16 protein-coding genes are annotated in these 22,405 nt (G+C 37.5%); 6 read left to right on the top strand and 10 right to left on the bottom strand.

What is annotated here, in order from left to right; translation table 11 throughout:
• Positions 1-2 precede the first annotated feature (2 nt).
• Positions 3-1,301, bottom strand: coding sequence for a hypothetical protein (locus DK865_RS13630; protein ID WP_109392170.1), 1,299 nt, complete (start codon positions 1,299-1,301; stop codon positions 3-5).
• 39 nt (positions 1,302-1,340) lie between these two features.
• Complete coding sequence (locus DK865_RS13625; protein ID WP_228407789.1) at positions 1,341-2,528, bottom strand: ROK family transcriptional regulator; 1,188 nt, start codon at positions 2,526-2,528, stop codon at positions 1,341-1,343.
• A gap of 280 nt (positions 2,529-2,808) precedes the next feature.
• Between DK865_RS13625 and DK865_RS13620 the strand changes: the two genes are divergently transcribed.
• Entirely contained in the window at positions 2,809-3,213 is a 405-nt protein-coding gene (locus DK865_RS13620) for a Rap1a/Tai family immunity protein (RefSeq protein ID WP_109392169.1), read from the top strand.
• Positions 3,214-3,317: 104 nt separating this feature from the next.
• Here DK865_RS13620 and pyk read toward each other — a convergent pair whose 3' ends face one another.
• Together pyk and DK865_RS13610 are read right to left on the bottom strand one after the other, a co-directional pair.
• Positions 3,318-4,769 (bottom strand): pyruvate kinase, encoded by a 1,452-nt coding sequence (gene pyk, locus DK865_RS13615; protein WP_023582834.1) that lies wholly within the window; start codon positions 4,767-4,769, stop codon positions 3,318-3,320.
• Between the two features lie 65 nt (positions 4,770-4,834).
• The gene (locus DK865_RS13610) at positions 4,835-6,172 is read right to left on the bottom strand and encodes an MFS transporter (protein WP_072064350.1); all 1,338 of its coding nucleotides are present in this window, start codon (positions 6,170-6,172) and stop codon (positions 4,835-4,837) included.
• A 312-nt stretch (positions 6,173-6,484) separates the two neighbouring features.
• Between DK865_RS13610 and DK865_RS13605 the strand changes: the two genes are divergently transcribed.
• From DK865_RS13605 to DK865_RS13595, 3 genes are read left to right on the top strand one after another with little or no spacing between them, the layout of a single operon-like run.
• A complete protein-coding gene (locus tag DK865_RS13605) occupies positions 6,485-7,774 on the top strand; it encodes an ABC transporter substrate-binding protein (protein WP_109392168.1) in 1,290 nt (429 codons plus the stop codon).
• 57 nt (positions 7,775-7,831) lie between these two features.
• On the top strand, positions 7,832-10,207 hold the full coding sequence (locus DK865_RS13600; RefSeq protein WP_109392167.1) for an ATP-binding protein: 2,376 nt from the start codon (positions 7,832-7,834) through the stop codon (positions 10,205-10,207).
• Complete coding sequence (locus DK865_RS13595) at positions 10,185-11,462, top strand: sigma-54-dependent transcriptional regulator (RefSeq protein WP_036913883.1); 1,278 nt, start codon at positions 10,185-10,187, stop codon at positions 11,460-11,462. Before DK865_RS13600 ends, DK865_RS13595 begins: the two co-directional genes overlap by 23 nt.
• A 73-nt stretch (positions 11,463-11,535) precedes the next feature.
• Here DK865_RS13595 and DK865_RS13590 read toward each other — a convergent pair whose 3' ends face one another.
• Complete coding sequence (locus DK865_RS13590; protein WP_109392166.1) at positions 11,536-12,120, bottom strand: common pilus major fimbrillin subunit EcpA; 585 nt, start codon at positions 12,118-12,120, stop codon at positions 11,536-11,538.
• A 568-nt stretch (positions 12,121-12,688) separates the two neighbouring features.
• On the opposite strand from DK865_RS13590, the gene DK865_RS13585 reads away from it, so the two are divergent.
• On the top strand, positions 12,689-13,642 hold the full coding sequence (locus DK865_RS13585; RefSeq protein WP_023582828.1) for a hypothetical protein: 954 nt from the start codon (positions 12,689-12,691) through the stop codon (positions 13,640-13,642).
• A 73-nt stretch (positions 13,643-13,715) separates the two neighbouring features.
• Here the strand turns inward: DK865_RS13585 and DK865_RS13580 are convergent, their stop codons facing one another.
• The 5 genes from DK865_RS13580 to ecpA form a co-directional block, all read right to left on the bottom strand.
• The gene (locus DK865_RS13580) at positions 13,716-14,402 is read right to left on the bottom strand and encodes a fimbrial biogenesis chaperone (protein ID WP_109392165.1); all 687 of its coding nucleotides are present in this window, start codon (positions 14,400-14,402) and stop codon (positions 13,716-13,718) included.
• Positions 14,403-14,542: 140 nt separating this feature from the next.
• Positions 14,543-16,129, bottom strand: a complete 1,587-nt coding sequence (locus DK865_RS13575; RefSeq protein ID WP_109392164.1) for a fimbrial protein — start codon at positions 16,127-16,129, stop codon at positions 14,543-14,545.
• 28 nt (positions 16,130-16,157) lie between these two features.
• Positions 16,158-18,668: a CS1-pili formation C-terminal domain-containing protein gene (locus tag DK865_RS13570; protein ID WP_109392163.1), complete on the bottom strand. Its 2,511-nt coding sequence runs from the start codon at positions 18,666-18,668 to the stop codon at positions 16,158-16,160.
• Positions 18,669-18,691: 23 nt separating this feature from the next.
• Positions 18,692-19,378 (bottom strand): EcpB family pilus assembly chaperone, encoded by a 687-nt coding sequence (locus tag DK865_RS13565; protein ID WP_109392162.1) that lies wholly within the window; start codon positions 19,376-19,378, stop codon positions 18,692-18,694.
• A gap of 79 nt (positions 19,379-19,457) precedes the next feature.
• A complete protein-coding gene (gene ecpA / locus DK865_RS13560; protein WP_109392161.1) occupies positions 19,458-20,048 on the bottom strand; it encodes a common pilus major fimbrillin subunit EcpA in 591 nt (196 codons plus the stop codon).
• Between the two features lie 1,755 nt (positions 20,049-21,803).
• Between ecpA and DK865_RS13555 the strand changes: the two genes are divergently transcribed.
• Entirely contained in the window at positions 21,804-22,370 is a 567-nt protein-coding gene (locus DK865_RS13555) for a fimbrial protein (protein WP_036913900.1), read from the top strand.
• The last annotated feature ends 35 nt before the right edge of the window (positions 22,371-22,405 follow it).

Below are 22,405 nucleotides of genomic sequence, written 5' to 3'. Positions count from 1 at the left end.
TATTATTCTTTAATTGTGTTGTTGTTATGATTATTATTAGGTGTATGGTGTTCACCAATCGCATCAAATAATTCTTGAGTTGCCCATCCGTAGCAGTAATAAAGCAGAGAATCACATGCGCTTTTTTCTGCAGCAATAACCGCTTCAATTAATTGAGAAGCTGGTAAATTCCACATTTGAATACCGCTATAAATAAAGGTATTTGGCTGCGAAAGCTGGCGAACTTTATTATTTTGTTCTGCAACAAAGTGGATAGGGAAGCCTTGCTGTTTAAAGGTTTCATATGAAATATCATAAGGTAGTTCAAATAGACGTTTAAACGCAGTAAATGCACGCTCTTGGCTTTCACTATCATGAGCAAAATGATTAATTAACCCTTGAACATCCGCTCCACCTCCTAATTTATGATAAGGGAAATGTTTGAGTGTTGAAGAATAACGTGTTAATTCATGATAGTTCTGACCTAAAATCCAACTATAAGCGGGTGGCCATAAATCGAGCCATAACGTAATTCCACCTGCAGTGTGTTTGGCATCAGACAGTAATCGCTCAACCAATTGAGTCACACTTTGTTGACGAAATAGTTGCCATGCTTTTAATAGCGGTTCTTCTTTTAATGCAGTCACTGGCGTTTCGAAATCACCTTGTTTTAATAAATCAGCTAATGCAGCAAGGCGACTTTTGATTTGTTCAACGGCTAAACCTTGTTGCACCATTTTCTTTTCACAGTGAGGGCAAAAGCAGGTAAATAGCCCTGCTGGATTCACTTCTTTACCTGCCCAATCAGGGAAACGAATTCGGTCAATTAAAAAGGTGTCATACCCGTAGTTTTGTTTTAATGCTGTGAATGTCTTTTGCCATAATTGCGCAACATCAGGGGCATTAGGGCAGAGCCAATGCGCTTGTGGACGACCTTTAAAATCGACAACCTGATTGTTTTCCACATCACCGACAAAGTCGCCATTAAGAATATTTGCCCATGGAATGACTTTATATTTACCACCATCTGTTGCTTTTTTTATCGTCATTAGCGGATCTGCACCCGCTAAAATAGTGGGATCAACTCGTTGGCTCAGACGAGGAAAATCAGTATGAGTATGGATATGTAGTGTACCTGTTCCCATAACCACATTATGAATAGGGTTATGGGGTAGATCGCCAATAGGGTAAGGATTTCGTTCAAAAATAGTATTAATTTCGACAAATAGATGCTCAACATGCTTCATACCATCAAGGCATTGAAGAATAGCGGGCATGCCTTCATCTAAAATATCATGTGGGTGAAGATGTATTCCTGCCATGAGTCGCTCCCATCTCGTTTAAAGATTTTTTTATTAGGGTTATCTCAATTGGATCTCGGGCATAAATTGAATTGATGGATAAGCCGTGGCTAAGGCGAGAATAGCAATGCCATAAAGCGGGCCTTTTTCCCATAATTCAGAAAGCTCGATATTCACTTTGGTGTTAGCAAATAAATGTCTATCTAGATTTGCCTGAACACGCGGTAAAAAGGTGTCAGCAGAACGGGTGATCCCGCCTGTTAATACCACTTTTTCCAGATTTGCAATGGCGACTAGATTCATAATGCCGATAGCAAGATAATCTGCCATTTCTTCTACTAAGGATTGAGCAAGCGGATCGCCTTGTTGTGAGGCTTGAATAATTTCAATCGCACTAAGATTTTCCCCTCGTAAGCTCGCCATACGCTCACTTAAGCCTGAGCCGGAGCAGAAACTCTCAAAGCATCCTTTATTGCGCCAATTACGAAAAAGATGATCACGAGCAAACATCATATAGCCGATTTCACCTGCGGCATTGTTTGCGCCGCGGATCACTTTTCCATCCATCAGCAAGGCGGAGCCTAATCCTGTGCCGATACCAATCAACGCACAACTGTGTGTATGACGGCAACGGCCTTTCCACATTTCACCCACAAGTGCTGCACGAATATCATTTTCGAGTACAACGGGTACATTGAGTTTTTCTGTAAGCTGTTGTGCTAAAGGTAAGTTATCCCAGTGAGGTAAGTTAGGGGAGCCTTCTAGCACAACACCATTTTTGATATCGATGATCCCTGGTGTGGCGACACCGATAACATTGATCTTTTTACGGTCTACGCCGCTTTTTTCGATCACATTTTCAATACTTTGAGCAAATTGTGTAATAAAGTACTCACGATCGTCAGTATCAAAGGTAGGTTCTTGATATTCATACAACAGTTCGGCATCTAAATTAAAAACCGCATAAGCTATCTTGGTTCCACCTAAATCAATGCTGACACCTAAACTGTGTTGAGGATCGAAGTTAACTAAAATCCCTTTTCTGCCTTGTCCTGCTGGCGAACTGACACCGCTTTCATAGACGATTTTTTCTTCAAGGAGATCGTTAATAATTTCAGACACCGTCGCTTTTGTAATTCCGCTAATTTTGGCTATCTGAGCCCGTGACAAAGGACCTTGATGACGAATGACATTTAATACAAGCGAGGCATTCATTTGCCGTAATGTATTGGGTACGTTCGGTGTCACGTTACTACTCCATTTGTTTAGAAACAAAACTAAAAGATGTTTTTTTTATATAAAATCGTCTGTGATTGATAGTTATGCACCGTTTTATTTACTTTGTAAAGTGTAAATCAACTAATTAGTTTAGAAACCATCCTAAATGAGTATGTGATCACAATTTGATGCGTTTGATTTGTACAATGTGATCCTCTCAAAGATCTTCAATGTATATATTTATTGCACATATTCTTAACGCAATAAAACGGCTAGAATTAAATCAATATCGATTAAAGAGAAGATCAGAATGAAAAAAGGAATGTTATTAAAGGGGCTAATAGGAATGCTATTGCTCTTTCCACTGTATTCACAAGCGATAACGTTGAGTAATTATCTTAAAGTTAAACAATTACTTACCAAAGATAACCCTGCTAATAAACAATTAGAGTCCGTGACACAAGCTTATCTTAATGGTATTGCGAATGGATTTAATTTTTATGCTGTTGCGGTAAAAATTGAGAATCAAAATAACGATGATTTTCGTCCTCTTTATTGTCCACCGCCTAAAATAGAACAAAATGGAGATTTTATGGTTAAGCATATTGATGCTTATTTAGATAAAAATCCCATTGTTAAACAGAAACAAAAAGATACACCTATAGAATTGATTTATATTCTTGCATTAAAAGAGGCTTATCCTTGCGATAAGTAGAAAGAAAAATAGCCACAGTCCCTGTGGCTAAAATGATTTGGTGTGCTCTTTTCTTGTTATTTACTTCAGGTTGCCTCTCTCATAAGCTCCTTGATGGAAGACACTCAAGCGGTCGCAGCTTCAACTTGTTTTACAGGAACAAGATGACAACAATCGCTTTCACCGGTGTTTTCAAAAGTTGATAAACGGGTGATCAAGAGTGAATTCATGTCTGTTAATAATCCCTCGGTTTGTAGTTTTTGCATGATGCTTTCATCACAGTCATTATTATTTTGACGTTGATAAGCCACAGGCGTTACACCACGTAATACCGTCAATTGACCTGCAAGTGCGGGATTATCGGTTAATGCATAGACGTTGTTGTTTGGCATAAAGCGTGACAATAAGGTCACTGATTTGCCATTTTCTGTTAATGCCGCAACACTTAAATGCTTGTCGTCATGGAAAGCGGTTGTCGCGGCGGCTAGCGCAATCCAACGTCCTGTTTGTGAATAGTAAGACGGTGTTTGCCATGGATTTTCTGCGTTTGCTGCAAAAGAGCGCTCAGCACCTTCAGCAACGCGAGCCATTGCACTAACGGCTTCCACGGGGTATTTTCCTGCCGCTGTTTCCGCTGAAAGCATCACAGCATCTGTTCCATCACCAACAGCATTCGCAATATCCATCACTTCTGCACGTGTTGGCATTGGGCTTTCAATCATTGATTCCATCATTTGGGTTGCGGTGATCACAGGGCAACCTAATGCGCGACAGCGTGCAATCAGTTGTTTTTGTGCGCCTGGTAAGCTGGCATCACCGATTTCTACCGCTAAATCGCCTCGCGCTACCATAATGACATCAGAGGCTTTAATAATGTCGTCCATGTTTTCTTCACAAGAAACCACTTCCGCACGTTCAACTTTAGCAACGATTTTGGCGTGGCTTCCTGCAGCAATGACTAAGCTTCGTGCATATTCAATATCCGCACCATTACGTGGGAATGAAACGGCAATATAATCTGCTTTGATGGCTGCTGCTGTGTGTATATCTTGCTTGTCTTTATCGGTTAATGCAGGTGCAGATAAACCACCACCGAGTAAGTTAATGCCTTTACGGTTAGAGAGTTTTCCACCTACAGTGACTTTGGTTTCGATTTTATTATTGTTTACAGCACTGACTTGTAATTGAATATTACCGTCGTCCAGTAACAGAATATTCCCTGGTGTAACTTCTTGAACAAGTTGAGGATAATCCAAGCCAACTTGTTGCTCATCCCCTAATGTTGGATCAAGATCTGCATTTAGGATAAAGCTATCGCCTTGCGTTAATTGAACAGAATCATTCTTAAAGTTAGCGATACGAATTTTCGGGCCTTGAAGGTCAGCTAAGATCCCGATAAATACACGATGTTTTTCTGCGACCTGACGGATAGTTGCGGCTGTAGCCTGATGCTGTTCGCTAGTACCATGTGAAAAGTTTAAACGAAATACGTTAGCACCTGCCAAAATCAGTTTTTCGATCATCTGTTCTGTGCAGCTAGCTGGGCCAAGAGTCGCAACAATTTTTGTCTTACGCATAATGACATTCTCTTTTTAAAGAGGGATACCCAACGGTATCCCTTGATGACAACTTAATTAATTCATTAATCCATGGTCACTTTTTTCGCATTCCAGACTAGCGTCGCTAAAATCATGGAGGCGATGGCAGAACCAATCCAGAAGTACTGTACTGTGGTGAAGTCGTAGTGAGTGATATCACCAACTTGAGTAACTTTAATCAGTGATGCTGAAATTAACTCTTGCGCAGATGCGGCAATGTAAGCAAACAGTCCGATAAAGCCTTTTACTGCACCTACTGCGTTTTTCGGCATTAAGTCACAAGCGGTTAAGCCCGCTAAGAACACAACCAGACCCCCCATTGCAAAACCAACCATACTTAATGCAACCGCATCCATTACACGGCTTTGAGGACCCCAGAACATCAGTGCGAAACCAGCGATGTTAGCCAGACCATAAATCAGTGTAGGAATATGACGGTTAGCGTTAAACAGTTTGTCTGAAGCCATACCCGCTAAGATTGCACCAAAGAAACCGGCAATAGGGTAAGTTGACATCGCAAAACCCGCATCAATCAGTGAGTAGCCTTTTGAACCTTGCAGGTAAAGAACGGCCCATGAGCTGATTGCGTAGCGAGAGATATACATAGCTGCACAAGCTGCTGCAATGATCCACACTGTTGGTTGTTTTAATATGAATAATTGAGCGCGACGTGTTTCTTTCGGGTCACTTGATTTAACGGCTTCTGACTCTTCGCCATACGCGGTTGCTGGATCAGGTAAGCCATAAGTACGAGGACGGTCTTTTAAAATCATCAGTAAGATGATACCCGCAGCAATACCTGCGATACCTGCACCGATGAAACCTGCACGCCAGCCGAAGAAACTCACGATGGTTGCAGTCAAGATCCACGTAATTGCTTCACCGATGTTACGCGAGCCACCCCAGATGGAATAAACGGTACCGCGCTGTTTTGGTGAGAACCATTGGAAGATAGAGACACAAGAAGGTGCTGAACCGACAGATTGGAACCAACCGTTAATACCCCATAACAGGATAAAGAACAGGCTCGCCGTTGACATTCCCATGAAGATACAAACAAAGGAAGAGGCAATTAACGAGATGGACATAAAGCGTCCAATGTTGGCATAATCTGACAAGAAGCCGTTAGAGAACTTACCAAATGCGTAGGTAAAGAAGAACGCAGAACCCATTAAACCGAGTTCAGCGGTGGTTACGATACCTGCATCCAGCATAGGTTTTTTCACCACACCGAGTGCCATACGAACCACATAGAACATGGCATAACCAAGAACAAGACCAAAGAAGACCTGCCATTGGTGCTTTTTATATATTGCGCGGATCTTTTCACTTGACGCTTCTATTAGCGGCAGATCCTTTCTGGTTTTAAAGAAACTTAGCATAGAGATGACTCCGAATATTATTCATGTCTGAAGCTGATTTTGGTTTTCAGAGCTGATGCTATTCATTTAGGTCATCTTGGTGCAAAAGAGGGAATTTGAGTCATCGATGACACATTCTGCTGAATCGGTGAGTCAAATTTGTAACATCGCTATTAGGTGTTGGTTTAAAAATGAGTGAAGATATCGTCGTATCATTGTTGTAAATGGGTCATTAAGGACTCATTAGCTCAAAATAATAAATATTGCTAAATATCAGAAGTTTGAAGTTCGACACATTTTTATGTTTATTCAAAACAAAACCAGGGGTATGTCATGAGAATAAAAATAACACTGAGCCTCGTCTGTTTATTGTTTAGTTGGCTGTTTATCACACCTGTGCGTAGTGATGAGCAGCCACTTGTTATACTGACGACACTTTCAGATACACCAATGCGACCACTTACAGAAGCCTTTAGCGCGCGTTATCCCGATACTAAGGTGCAAGTGGTTTATCGTCGTGTCGCGATTGCGACACGGATGATGAAACAATATCCCACACAGCCAGTTGATATTGTCATGTCGTCATCGGCTAACTTTTTCCATCATCTAGATAGAGAAGGGTTATTAGCGCGATTACCTGTGAATTACGAAACGCCAAAATGGTTAACACGTCATAGTGATATCTTAAACGATAAGATAACCACGGTTGGTTATTCCGGTATTGGTATTATGAGTAATACGCAATACCTACAAAAACTCGGTATTCCCGCACCTAAAAGCTGGGTTGATTTAAGTGATCCGATTTACCAAGGGCACTTAACCATGACCACTCCGGCAAACTCCGGCACGATGCAATTGATGGTGGAAAATGTGCTACAAGAGTATGGCTGGGAGCGTGGATGGCAGATCTTACTCGAAACCAGTGGTAATCTTTCCTCTATTTCGGCACGGAGTTCACGTGTTAGTGATGCTATCGCCAGAGGTATTGTAGGGGCTGGACCAATTATTGATAACTACGCTTTTAACCATCAAAAGCGATTTGATTTTGTCGAGTTTAGCTATTTTGATAAGTCGATTATTTTACCGGCTTATGTCGCCATTGTTGCCGAAAGCAGTAAAAGAGACACTGCAGCCAAATTTATTGCCTTTCTTTTATCAGATGAAGGGCAAGAAATTATCTATAAAAGTGATATGGCAAAGATCCCATTAAGCAAAGAGATCTTACGTAATAACGATGAACTTGCTAATAACACGGAATTTATTTTAAACAGCAATGAGGCTTATCGCCGTAGTGAAGTTGTTAATGCATTATTTGATCAAATGATCACCCATAATTTTCCTTTAATGCGCCAAGTTTGGAATGATATCCACGAAGCAGAAAAGCAGGAAAATAAAACGCCAGAACGTGTATCTGCGATCAGTAAAGCACGAAAAATAGCAAGTTCAGTACTGATTAGCGAAAAAGAGGCTAATTCACCGACATTACAAGCATTATTTATGAAAGAAGCCGATCAGCGAGAATACTCTGATCAAGCATTAGCGGTGTTATATCAATGGCGTACATTAGAAGCTGAAAAGCTTGAACAAGCACTGGTTTTATTGAAAGAGACAAAATCACCCTAACCGCCTTGTGGTTCAAATATACAGCAGGAAGCGCTGTTTTTATGAAAGGTATTACGGATGAAATTATTAGTGCCTAAACAATTTGGCAAACTAGGTAGACGCTTGTATATGGCGTTTATCTTTAGTTCTTTACTCACCTTATTGATTGGTGTGGTGATCTTTTTTATGTGGGGAAAACTGGCGACACAAATTAATGCGTCAGTGGGAGGATCTCTACCGATGTTAACCACCAGCTATAATATGGAACGTTATAGCACCAATTTACAAATGCTATTAAAAGAGCGAGAGCAGACACAGAGAAAATCAGTTTCAGAGCAACAGCAGCAGGAAATTCATCAGTTACTCGATAATTTGCGTGAGTTTCCTATTGAGCAAAAACCACAGCGTGCTTTTTATACTCAACTTGTTGATGAGCTATCGGCGCTTATTAATCAACAGGATGTGTTGCTGGATAAGCGACGTGAATTAGAGAACCGTCTTGCTCAATTATTGGGGCAATTGGCATGGATGCATGACGCTGTTGGTGAAGATATTAAACCGCTACTGAATGAAATTGAGTGGCATGTTAGCCAAATGATCAATGAGAAAAATGTACAGGAAAATAGCTTACAGTTATTATTAGAATCAACACTGTTACAGGAATTATTCACTACAGAAAATGAGTTAATTAGTTTAGTTGAAGAAATTGCTCACCAACGTTATAGCCGTGATATTGATGTCGCTTTTCATTATATCAGTGTTAAGATTGACGAAATCATCGCGTTAAATCAGAAGCTAAAAAGCTATCCCTCAACGATTGCTCACCGCCAGATATTACAAGAGATTATTGCTATTACTCGCTATGATGGTGATATCTATCAAACATTGATTGATGATGTGGATAACGAGAAAAAGCTCAAAGCATTAACTCCTGAACTGAATGAAAAATTATCACAATTTGATAGTGCTGTAAGAGGTAATGTTTTTGCTACCAGTGAAGCACTAAATAAGCTTAATGATAATACCCGTAAGCTAATGGCAACGGGGAAAATCGTTATTGTTGTCATCATTATTGCATCACTTTTGCTGAGTATTATTGTGATGAAAATCTTGATTGATAGACGACTTATCGCAAGATTAAATAAACTCAGTGATGACTTAGCGCATGTTGCCAAAGGCCATTTAACAGAGCCTGTACTGATTGAAGGGCAAGATGAAATTGGCCTATTAAGTCGGCGGCTTCGCCGATTTTGGCGTCAAATGAAAGAAGTTGAAGCGAGTAATGCGTTAAATCTTATTAATAACACTGATGCAAGTTTAATTACCTGTCACCATGATGGCAGAATGGAAACCGTTAACCCAAGTGCAGCAACGTTATTAGGCACAGGAAAAGAGCAAAGCAATAAGCCACTCTGGCTACTGTTTAGTGGTGAGGCGAGCACAATGCTTAAAGCGCAATTTAGCTCAACGAGCCAGCTTTATCGCTTAGGGCAAAGTGAATGTACTATTCGAATGGTAAAAATGGGGGAGCCTCATTTCTTACAATTTAATATTCGAGAATATCCGCATAAAGATGAACACAAATACATTGTCACTATCACGGATATTACACGCCAAGAGTTAAGCCGATTAGAGCTTCAACGATTGGTGACATTAAAAACACAAGATTTGCAGGATAAAAACCAGCAATTAAATGAAGAGATGTTGCGCCGTGAACAGGCTCAAAAACATTTAATTCAGACACAAGAAGAGTTAGTACAAGCCGCTAAAATGGCAGTTGTAGGTCAGGCGATGACAAGCCTTGCACATGAGCTTAATCAACCACTCTCTGCAATCAACACCTATCTGTACAGTGCAAAACTGACCATACAGATGGGAAAATATGATCAACTACCTGATTCTATCGAACGTATTGAAAAACTGTGTGCACGAATGAATCGAATCATTACGGCATTACGTAATTTCTCACGCAAATCTTCGTCTGAAATTAGCTTTGTTTCAGCGCCATTAAAAGAGCTGGTAGATAGTGCGATGGTGCTGGTGGAGTCTCGCTCTAAACGAGAGCAGTGCATAATTACGAATAATATTCCTGATGAATTAACCATTTGTGCAGATCCAACACAAATTGAGCAAGTCTTGGTTAATTTGTTTGTTAATGCCATGGATGCCATTGCGGGTGGGGGTGAAAGTCAGATCACGATTGATCTTTTATCTGTTGATCCTAAACGAAAATTAGTGGCGATCGCCGACAGTGGAAAAGGATTCAATTCAGAGGTTTTACCAAAACTATTTATCCCATTTACAACCACAAAAGATGTGGGGCTTGGGTTAGGGTTATCTATTTGCCGTTCAATTATGCAACGGTTTGGTTATGAAATTTACTTGGCCTCTACATTAAAAGGTGGCGCCATGGTTGTTTTGGAGTTTACAGATGACACAATCACACATGCTTGATATCGATGTTTTATTAATTGATGACGATGAAGATATCCTTGAATCTTATCGTCATTTACTCAATCTTGCGGGAATGGTTGCCAGAGTAACCAACTCACCAGAAAAAGCATTAAGTCTTTTAACACCAGAATGGCAGGGTGCTGTTGTACTTGATATTTATATGCCAGCAATGAATGGCATGGAAGTATTAGAGCGCATTAAACAAATTGATGCTCGTATTCCCGTTATCATGATCACCGGGCATGGTGATATACCATTAGCCGTAGAAGCGGTAAAAAAAGGTGCTTATGATTTTATTGAAAAACCGATAAATCCCCCTGTTTTCTTAGAGTTAGTAACGAAGGCACATAAAGAGCGTCAATCCATTCTTTCCCTTAGAAATGCCGTAATAAGCACGACACAAGAGCGATTAGTGGGAGACAGTGCGCAAATCACTGCGATCAGAGAACAAGTACAACAACTTGCTGATATCGATAAAGATTTAATGATAGAAGGTGAGATGGGAACGGGGCGTCATCTGCTTGCTCAACTCTTGCATGAATTAAGCCCGCACAGTGATAAAGCGATCCAAACCGTCGATTGTCAGAATTTATCTGATATCAAACCTGTTATTGCTCAAATTGAAGCGGATGAAGTAGGGACACTGATTTTACGTTCTCCTTATGATTTATCATCAGAAGCACAACGCTGGCTAAGTTCTTATCTGCTCGATATGGAACGCCAAGGAAAGCGCAATTTTAGAACGATTGCGATCTTAGAAAATAATACCCAGCAACTGGTCACAGAAGGGCGATTAATTCCTGAATTCTATTACTATTTTTCACAAATCACCTTTTCACTGCCCCCATTAAGTGCAAGACGCCCAGATATTATTCCGTTATTTAGAGCTTTTTTACGACAAAGTGCACAGCGACTCGGTATTGCAGTACCCAAGATTGATCGTAATTACCTCGATATTTTAAAGCGCTACGATTGGCCGGGGAATATTCGTGAGTTACGAAATGTTGCCGAACTCTATGCGGTAGGCATTGTGAAAATGGTGGATAGTGAACAACATCGAGCCATTATTCCACCAGAAGGTCCTTTGGATAACTTAGTTGATGAATATGAGCGTCGATTAATTGAAGATGCATTATATTTATTTGCAGGGCGTGTAAGTGACGTTGCGGATTACTTGGGTATTCCTCGTAAGAAGCTCTATTTACGAATGAAAAAACACGATCTTGATAAAGACAGCTATAAACCCAAAGTTTAATTTACGTGCTATTGAATACCAAAGAAGCGCCAGACTGGCGCTCTTAACGGTTTTTTAAGTCACAGCATTTGAACTATCTTGCTGCTAAAGTCACAAAATCACCAGACCATTTACTGGTAAATTCAAGACGTAATGTCCCTTGCCATAAGCCTTCAGCTAAGGATATTGTTGGTTGTGCTCCAGTGATAACATTAAATAAAAAAGCACTTTGAAGGTTTTTTAGCTCACTTTTTTCTGATGCTTTATTTTCAACCACCAGCCCTTTGTTTATTCCTTTTGGGTTATCGAGAATAACGGTTTCTTGATAGCTTGATAGTGTTTTGCCGTTCCAGTCTGTTTTTATCGTTAACACTGAATTATCAGCAGAATTTCTTAGTTCATTACTGATGACTTTTGAAGTCAGTTTAAAATCAGTAGCACCTTCGATATCTTTAACGGTGATATTGAAAGCGCCATTTTGCTGATCAAAATGATCATGCTCTGTCAATTCAAAATGCAGTGCATTTAACGGTGTTACGCCTAATTCACTTTGTGGTTTTTTTACGGCTGTGGCATGCCAATTTGCCACGGTTTGTATTGAGGTTGTGCTGTTTGCATAAGTTGCCGTTGTGGTAAAAGAGGCAAGTAATAAACCAAATAATAAACGGTTTTTTTTCATTGTTTATTCCTACATTATTAAATGACGACTAATAGCAATATCGGCTGAAAATTCTTTTTCATGAGTCAATAAAGAATATTGAGAGACTTTTAAAAAGAGTAATCATTAGAAAAACGATTAAATAAATAGAGAAAATATTTTATTTAAAATACTTGGGAAAAGTAGGAATAAAATGTAATAAAGTTAATTTTAGTATTAATAACATAAAGCTATTTATTATCAATGAATTATAAAGATGAAATGGTCTTTTTATTTTGATTAATTAAATGGGTAACGCTGTAAATATGACAGAATATAAATTAAGTTAATTAATTATGTATTTATAAAAATTATATATTTAGCAATATTACATTTAGTTTCATTTAGAATTAGGGGGGCAATAGGTGATATGAGACTAAAGAATTAATATTTGTGATAGGGATAACAGTAATCATTACTACAATATTATACTGTATGTACGTACAGTTATTTTGTTGTATGAATAGAAAGCAGTAAGTCAAAAGTAATAATGAGTTGTTATAAGTAAGACACATGAAGTGTCTCTTTAATTAAAGATAAGGATATTAAAATGAAAAACGTTGATTTTACTAAAAGTGCTTATATATTTGATAGTACAAATATTTTTTTATCTAATGATAATGCTAGATTAACGGCAATAGGCACAGATGATGCTCCTGCACATGTTTATTCACAAAGTAACAATGCTAAAATTGTTAGTTTTGAAGATGGGGTAAGGTTATATGGCGATGCCAGTGAAACTATTTACGAAAACCCACTTGAATTCAAACCTGCCATAAACAATACATTTGTTACTTTAGGTGAAAATGCAACAATTTGCCCAGGAAATAAATCAGTCAATTGTGCTTTGGGTAATAGCTCAACATTCTATACTGGGTATGAATTATTGAACCCGCAAAGTTTAGTTAATGAAACGAATTCTTATGATAGTTATCAATTTTTAGAAGATACCGTGTGTTTTGCATCAGGAGAAAATGCCGTTATTTATACGGCATATTATGATTATTGTGTTGTTAATACTCAATTGATATCTACGGGTAAGAATGCAAGTATAAATGATGAATCACCTGCATCCAATAATATTATAGTATCAACCGGTAATGGAGCATCAATAAGTTCAAATGGCTGTCGAGTGCTATTTTCTACGGGAGATGACGTTTCTGCTGATATTAAAAATAACGCATTGAGTTCCGAAGCGATGGATCTTGTTGAGCATCAAACGGTCATCAGTTTAGGTAAAACGAGTCATATTTCAACGGATAATAAATCTTCTGTGATTGTACAAGAGGATGCTCAATGGATTAAAGTGGGTATTAACAGTATGTTAGGCATTATGACAATGACGAATAATCGCCCTAATATGTTACTATTTTTTACTCAGGATGAAGAGGGTGAATATCCGGAAAATATCTCTGAGAGCCAAAAAATCAGTTATGAGAATTACTACCGTTTAAATGAAAACAAAGAATTAGTGACGGTCAGCGCTCCTAACCATAACTCATAATCCCCTTATTCTCTAATATCAAAAAAGGTCACCTAAATGTGACCTTTTTTATAATAACGGGCTGCAAAGTTAACTAATCTTGAATGCAGTTATTCTTTAATCCAATATAACGATTAAAGGCAATAATAAACTGTTTATGTTCTTGCGTTAACCAAGGGTGTTGATAACTTTCACCGGGTAACAGTTGTAATATTTTGGCATTTTCTTCGTCAGAATCGCATTTGTCATTTAACAGTAAGCGAAAATAAGTATTGCCTGTGTTTTTGATGGTACCCGCAATATTATTATGATCATAAGCGAATTTCATTTCGCGTGGGCGTATCACCATGACGGTATTTAATCCCACAGTAGGAACGACTAAAGGCTGTTTGGTATTTTCATTGTAAGGCACTAGATTAACGGGCGTTTCTTCAATAATAATACGGTAATAACGCTCTTTATCGTCTTTGGCACCTTTATAAAATAATTTAAAAAACTCATGTTCATTCGGTAATAATACTTTTTGCAACGGTGTATAAAGTATTTCACCATCTTCTATCGGGAGTTGTTTTTCCTCTTTTTCTTTTCCGCCCGGCTTTTCGATTTTATAAACATGAATTTTATAAAGATTCGTTCGGTCTGTATTATTAAGATAAGTGCGAGAGAAAAAGGTTTTATCAGATTCAAGAGTAAACACTTCAGAGCCCACATAAAGAGCATGGGCTGAAAATGTTAATGCCAAAAACGTTAACGCACTGATAATCTTCAATATTTTTTTCATTCTATCTCTTTAAATGACTTTATTTAATCATCAGTAATAAACAACACCATAATACCGTTAATCTAAATTGCATAATGTAGGAGCAAAAATAAAGCGGGGATAAACTCTCGATATATACCCGCCAACGTTATCGATTTTGTTTAATGAATATCTGTGCCAGACCATTCAGCAAAGACATTAACATAGCCACTCGCTTCTACTACGCCAATCCAATCTTCACCTTCTAATGAAAACAGTGAAGTGCCTTCATTCATTGGGAATGTCAGTTGTAAATCAGTACGGTAAAAGTAGCCCTCTAGCTGATATGGGTAAGGCCATGTCGTTTGTGTCCATAAAGCTTCTTTAATGGAGATAGGCACATTATCGCAAGCAGTACGGGTTTTCACTTTTGAACCCGCTTCATTGGTATACGTTAGATAGGCTGAAAAAGGCACATTTATTTTTTTATCTTTTGAACTAAATAAACAGTATGGCTGCCCTCTAATCGTCGTTTGAGGACCTTCTACTGAAGCTGTAATTTTATCGGCTTGACGAAATGCACTGGTGGTAACGATATAGTCGAAAGTGAGTGGCGGCTCTTTATCGCCCACTTTCCCTTCTCTATGAGGATTGTTCACGAGTTCTTTAGAGACAATACTAATGCCATAGTCGCGAGGTTTTATAATAATCGTATTAGACGGCGTAAATTCATAAAAGCCAGATTGTGGTGCAACGGTTTTATTATCGAAACCAAAAGTAAATAATTGCTGACTTTTAGATAAATCAATTTTACGAGTAATGAGTTCTTTTAGAAATGTTTGTGAAAAAAAGATATCAATTCCATTTTCTCCGGCAGACAAAATATTTGTAGCATAAGTTCTATCATCGTAATTATACCACTTGGTAAAGTTGCTTCCTTTGATTTTAATTGTGGCACTTTTAGGGGTAAAACCTAGCATTGGATCTATATTTAAACTAATACGAATTGTACTGATTAATGAGCCTTTTAGTTCAGATTCCACAAGACGACAACTTACCCCGGATACATTACCTATGGTTGTGACAGAACAAAATTTGGAGCCTAGACCCAATACGGCATTACCATTACTATCAACAAAAATTTCTTGTAATGCATTTGTAGAGATTAATTTTAAGTGCCCAACTTTTGTTAAATCGTAAATGGTTTTTTCTTCATTTTTAGGTTCAACATCGACACAACGTTGACCTCTTGATGGATCATAAAATTTATTTGTTGAACAAAAACGGTAATCTAAAGTTGTTTGAGTATTGACTGCCATTTGATCGAAAAATAAATATGCACTATTAGAAAAAATCCCTCTCGCATTATTCGATTGCCCATCACTATTGAAAGCCGGGATGTGATAAGCACCATCGGCGAGTATATATTCTGCGGCATTTAATGCAGTATCAGGGCAACCAGACATATCCCTTCGGCAACGGTTACCCGTAAAAGGTTCTCTAATGGGGGAATTTTCTAACCAAATATCACCATAATAATTTTTCCCCACTTTCCATGTGCCCATTCCCATATAGCCTAGGCTGGAGTGCTTTGCGACAAATTTCGCAAACTCATTTGCGCCAGTGAAGCGAGGGCTTAATTTTGATGTAGTAATAAAATATTCATTATCGATATTATTTTCGACAAAAAAGAATTCATTTTTGTCCGCGAATGAATGAGCAGAAAATAAAGATATAAAAATAAAGCCTAATTTTTTTAAATTTATCATAATATTAGGAACCTAATTTAAAGAGATCTTAATGCCGAATCGCTAAAGTAGTCTGCGGATCACAAATGACATCACCCACCCACAGCACACCGCGAGCTGATGACAAATCTAATTCAGCTTCACAAATTTGCTTATCATCTTGTTGCAATGAAATCACGGGATAACGTTTATCAACATCCATCGCAAATTGGCCTTGGTGGTCGGTTTGAGTGCGACCGATATGGTTGCGTACCTGCGCACTGGCTAACAGTGTGCCATCAGGTGCTTTCATGCGACCAAACACGGTCACCATCTGTTTTAATTCTGGTTGATGAACGGCAACGTTACCGGGATAAAGCACAACATTTTTCACTCGTCCTGAGGCGATATCAAAGCTGTCTTCACTGTTTTTATCATTCAGTAATTCAACTTTATAAGTACCGTAAGGAGAGAGCGGAATAAAATTATTCCCTCCCGATAAGACGAAACGCTGACCATTGACGTTGGCGGCAATTTGCCCTTCACCCTCAATACCTGTTTTCACAATCACCCCAGATGTTTCTTGTTTACCACTGGCAGAGAAATTCATATCACTGTAAGCCAGAGAGCCTCGTGCGGTTAAGGTCGTATTTAAACGGTCATTATTAGGGCGACTCATGGTTAACGTACCCGTGCTGTATTTGGTATCGAACATACCGTAGCCGCTAACAGAGAAATCGCTGTCAGTACCGTCTTTATCATGTAAAAGTGTTGATACGGATAAGCCTGCATGACTCATCGCTGAGTTTTCAAAGCTTTTCGATGCTGAAAGCTCCCCACGCACATTCCCATTGCTCGATGAGACACCCGCACTCAACCAAGTCGCTAACGGCAATGAGAAATCGAGAGTGATGTATTTTTCATTGGTGCTGTTTTGGTTATCGTAGTGATAACGCTGAATACCCGTGCGTAAACTCATTGAGCCATAACGCCCGTTATACAGTGACGTTGAATACTCAAAACTATTCGATTTGTTTTTATCACGTAGATCTTTGGTGTAAGAGTAGGTAAAGGAGCCGGCATGCTCCCAAAATTGGGTGAAGTTTAGCGTTGTACCCAACGCGTAGTTATCAGAGTCATACATAGGGAAATCATCTTTTATATTCCCTTTCTCTTTATTCACCCAAAGTGAACCAAGTCCTTTGGGTAATGAATAAGACGCCGTGATGATATTACGATCACTGCCATCGTTAGCAAAAAGCGATTGCCAACTGGTAGAGATATTTTCGCTAAGTTGTAAATTGGCATTCGTTTCAAGTACTGCTAAATCATCAAATGCATAGGTTGAGGCTTGTAAATTTAATCCTGAGAAAACCCCTAATGTGACCGTCCCAGCGCCCCCAACAAGCCATGTATTATCTGAGTTCGAGGTTCTATATTCATTATCTCTATTTTTAATACGTTTCTTATAATCAACATAGCCAGAGAATATTTCCCAACGAAACTCATTAAGTGTGGCACCGCGCATATTGAAGGTTTTATTTACAGTCTGGGTCTGTTTGGAGTGTGTTTTACCATCAATCACCACGTCAACTTCAACTTGATAAATACCAAAAGGTAACGGTGCCGTATCAACTTCAAAACTTCCCATTGGAAAACTTTGAATACTTAATAGTTTACCTTCACGATAAATACGCACTTCACCTGCACTGGGTAAGAAGACGGTAATTGGTGTCAGAGAAAGTTGCGAGTGATTAACTTTAGAAGATGAGTTGTTACCGTAAGTGATCCCGTAAACTTTACTGCTGTTAAGCGCCGACATTGATGCAATAGACTGTAAGTTCCATGTATTTAATAGACCAAAAGCTAAACGGTGACCATTAAAATCACGTTCAAACATGGCACGATAAAAGTCAACAGTTTGCTCCGTCGTTCCCAGTCCGTAGACTGTTGCACTTAGGTTTAGGTGGTTCTCAGCGAGGCTGATAACACTATCAACAGAAAAATAGCTGTTGGTATTATCTTTCTGGCTTTTTATTTGATTGTTATAAATGCCTAAATCGTAGGTGGTTACCGCTGATATATTTTTGACCGTTGAATCCCCGAGCATTTCAGTACGGGCTTGAACTTGAGTTGCAATGCCTGCTTCACTGACCTCCAGTGTCATAATAAAGGAATTTAAATCAAAGACTAAACTTGCATCCGGTGAAAGCGTGATTTTACCTTGTTGCTCAATAGGAGTGTCTTTTAATTCACTCAGTGACTCGATAATTTTTTCATTAATAGAAGCAACTTGTGGATCATCATTATCATTGGTCGGTGTGACTGAACTAATAACCAGCTGATTATCTTTTAGTACAACCAGCGCATCAGCAATTTTATGACGGTTTTGATCTTCTAACACGGATTGTTGAGATAAGTTGTAACGTAAATATACAGGGATAGTCATTCCCTCTGTTAATGCGGTAGCAAAAACACTAGGAATAATATAATTGCCTATTTTTAAATTAGCGGGTTGGCTATATACACTTTTTGATAAAAAGCATATCGCAATACCCAGCGCTACCGCAGATTTACGCACAATAGATCCTTATGAAATTAAAACTAATTTACAATAATAAAATCATCGTTATGCCAAACGCCGACAGTTGCTTTTTTACTTTGTACATCGACTTGTTTTAATTTGACGCCTAAACCTGGCATAACGTAATAACGCTCACTGCAACGATTATTTTCATTTTTGGTCACGGCATCAGGCATACAATCGCCCGTTGCAACGGTGCGGAATGCGCTATTTCCAGTGTTATAAACCACGCGTTTTTCTTTATCGAATCGGTAATTAAAATTCTCTTGTCGTGGTGCGACGACTAAAATCGTGCTTATCATGGCGGAAGTGGTTGCTGTAGCTGATTTTTTATTTTGCGTGGAACCCTCTTCGGAGACAGGATCATCACGCCACACAAGACGGTAATAACGTTCTTGGTTATCAGCAGGACCTTTATAATAAATTTTAAAATGTTCTTTGGTCTTTCCTGGCAAAATTAAATTAGCAGGAGAAATTAAGATTTCATTATTGGGGAGAGGGATCACTTTTCCGTTATCTAATGGGGAGGTGATCCGCTCAATGGATAAACTCACTAAACGAGCCTGATCAACATTATTTTCAATTTCTTTAGCGAGAATAGTTTGATCTGATGCCATCATTTCTGTAATGGGACCTACGTGAATGGCTGTAGCAAAATGGCTATAAAGAAATAAAGGGCTTAAACAAGCCAGTATTATTTTTTTCATCACAGATCCTTGAGGGAGAGCGAATATTCGCTCATCCCTTATTGCATAAACAAAGTATGTTTTAAGATGGGCGAATCTATTATTGGAAGTTGCCTTCCCAAGTTGCAGTAAACTGAACTTTAACGTCACCATCCCAGTAACCGTCTGCTAAATCAGAGAATTTAGCGTCAGCACCCGCTTGTTTTGCAGAAGCGATATTGAAAGTGAATATGCCTTGACCGCTTACACGTTCTTTACCGTTATAAGCGCCATCTTGAGCTAAGAAATCCAGACCCGCAGTTGTACCCGCTGCAACGTCAACCATGGTGGTATCTGTTGAGTTAGATAATGCAACGCCATTCCATTTAACGCCGACGGTTAATTCGCTATCATCAGCAGCACGAGTTAATTTGTCAGTCACGATTTTTGAAGTCAGTTTAAAGTCAGTGGCTTGCTCTTGGCCTTGGATAGTGATGTCGAACGCACCATCTTGAGTATTAAAGCCTTTAAGACCTTCGGCATAGTTAAATACTAAAGATTTTAATGGAGTAACAACTAACATACTTTTAGTGTCTTTAATTGCTTTCGCATCCCACGAAGCAACCGCGTTTGCTTTACGAGTGTCTGCTTGAGCAAGGGTAGTTGCTCCCATAATAGCAACAGCAAGAACCGCTAATGTCAGCTTTTTCATACTATATCCTTTATTGATTATCTATATTAGATTGCTTTTTTTATCTTTCTCATTAATGAAAGAAGTTTTATGTGTTTATCCATTTTTTGAATAAAAGAGTCCTTCTTTAAAATGCATTATTTAAATAAATGCTATTTTAAAGAAATCATCTTTATATTTTTTTAATCAATAAATATTATCTTACTGTTTTTTAGGTATGATTAGCCCCAAATCGCTATTTAAAGAAATAGCCATTTAAATAAGATTAATTTTTTATTGTTAATTAATTGTGGTGTTTTTTATATTAAGTAAATATTGTCTAACCTCGTGTTTTATATCTGAATACTTATTATGTGAGTTAATTTAGACACTCTGCTAGTATAAGTTGATAAGAAAATTCTTATAGCATTTATTGTTTAAAAACAAAAAAGGTAAAACATATTTATATATTTCTTTAAGTTTCACTCTTATAAAGCGTATGGTGGTTTTTAATATAAGATTTATTTATTGTTTTCTTTTTTTACTATTATATTTTATATTTTATATTAAACGTCTTTTGCCTTTTATTTTATTTTTATTCATAAAAAGATATTAATTTTGATTTCTTATGCTTAAATGGGTTTTCTTTTAGATTAAAATTCCATTTCTTTGGTGATGTGTAATATTTACACCTTTTGCGTGTCAAATTGGTGGGGAGTTTTAAATTTATTTATTTTAAAATCTTATTATGAGAAAAATATAAAAGCAGAATGTCTTTATTTGATTGTCATAATAGTATCTTTTCATAATAATGAGTTTTTTAATTTTTTATAAAATAGCCAAAATAAAGTAAAAAAATAGTTACTAATTGTTATTGTTTATATCGTAATGAATATTGCTTTTATTTGTTATGTGGAGATTGTATTCCATAATTGATTATATTAAAAAGAGCACTCATTAAAAGATTATCATATTTAATTTATATTTTTAATTTGGTTTTAGATATTATTAATAATAATAAAATGATATTTTAAGATCTCGTCACAATTAGATTGTCTAAATTTTAATTAAATTAGATAATATAATTTAATTCCCCAATTGAGATGAATCCTAAGTGTTTTTGTATATATGCTGGGTTTATCGTGTCAGCAAAATATAATTTTCTGTTTTAGGGTGATTTTATGTTATTAAATTCCATTAAATGTTATTTATTTGGTTCTTGTGCTTTATTTACGCCCTGAGGGTGTTAATAATGGTGATTTCCTTTTTCATTAAGTAATAATATCTAATATGTCTTTAATTTAGTTTAAAATACCGCAATTACTCATTTAAAGAATTATTTCATTTGTTAACTATCCTTTCATTTTACTAATAACATCATTTTTTGACTTTTGACTTAATTTACACCTTTTGCGAGTATTTGATCGCAAAACAAGCCAAAGAACATAATTTAAATCTGTTTTTTGCTTTTAATTTTGACTCTTACTTTCTGATTAAAATTGATTATTTATATGTCTCATTAAGATGTTTTTATTAATTAAGGAACTTAGTTTTTATAAAACATTTAAAAAGGGCGTTTAAATAAGTTAATACGATTAATTTATTCCATAAATTAATTTTAATATGAATGCAAAAAGGATGCATTTGTAGGATATCCCCTATCTTGATTTTATAAATCAATATCAATGGATCTGTGAATTTTACATTGTAGAAAGGCGGTGAGGTTTTATGACCTATCGCTTATTTAGTCAGAAACCAAGAAATATCAATATATTTATTGTGTATAAAGGAAATTTTATGAAATTTACTAAATTAGCTTTAGGTGTTGCGTTATCTTTAGTTGTTGCTGCTCCTAGCTTTGCAGCAGACCCAGCTGAAAGTAGAGAAGGTAAAGTCCGTTTTACGGGTTTTATCAATGACGTTCCATGTTCAATTGATGATAAAAGTTTAGATCAAACTGTTAAGTTTGGTGAAATTGCATTACATGAACTGACGAGCAATAAATTCCGTTCAGATAGCGAAAACTTCGATATTATCCTGAAAAACTGCTCAACTGAAACTTACAAAACTGCAAAAGTATCATTCACTGGTGCAACTGTAAGTGGCTTTGACGGTTATACCGGCGAATTACTGGGCTTAGGTGGCAAAGTACAAAACGCAGGTATCGTTATCACGGATCGTGGTAATAACCCAATTACTTTTGGTCAAGGCTTCCCAGTAGCCGGTCACGCTTTAAATAATGGCGATGGCTCTGTTACTACTTTGCAATTTTCAGCTTATGTAAAAGGTAATGAAGCAGATGATAAGAAAGCAACAACCGGTTCTTTCGATACAGTAGCTAACTTCAAAGTTATTTACGAATAATTGTTGTTTTTTTATTTAATAAGATGTGTGGCGTT

Origin of the sequence: Proteus cibi, from assembly GCF_003144405.1 — a bacterium.
GTDB lineage: Bacteria > Pseudomonadota > Gammaproteobacteria > Enterobacterales > Enterobacteriaceae > Proteus > Proteus cibi.
This window is presented reverse-complemented; position numbering and strand designations above follow the sequence as displayed.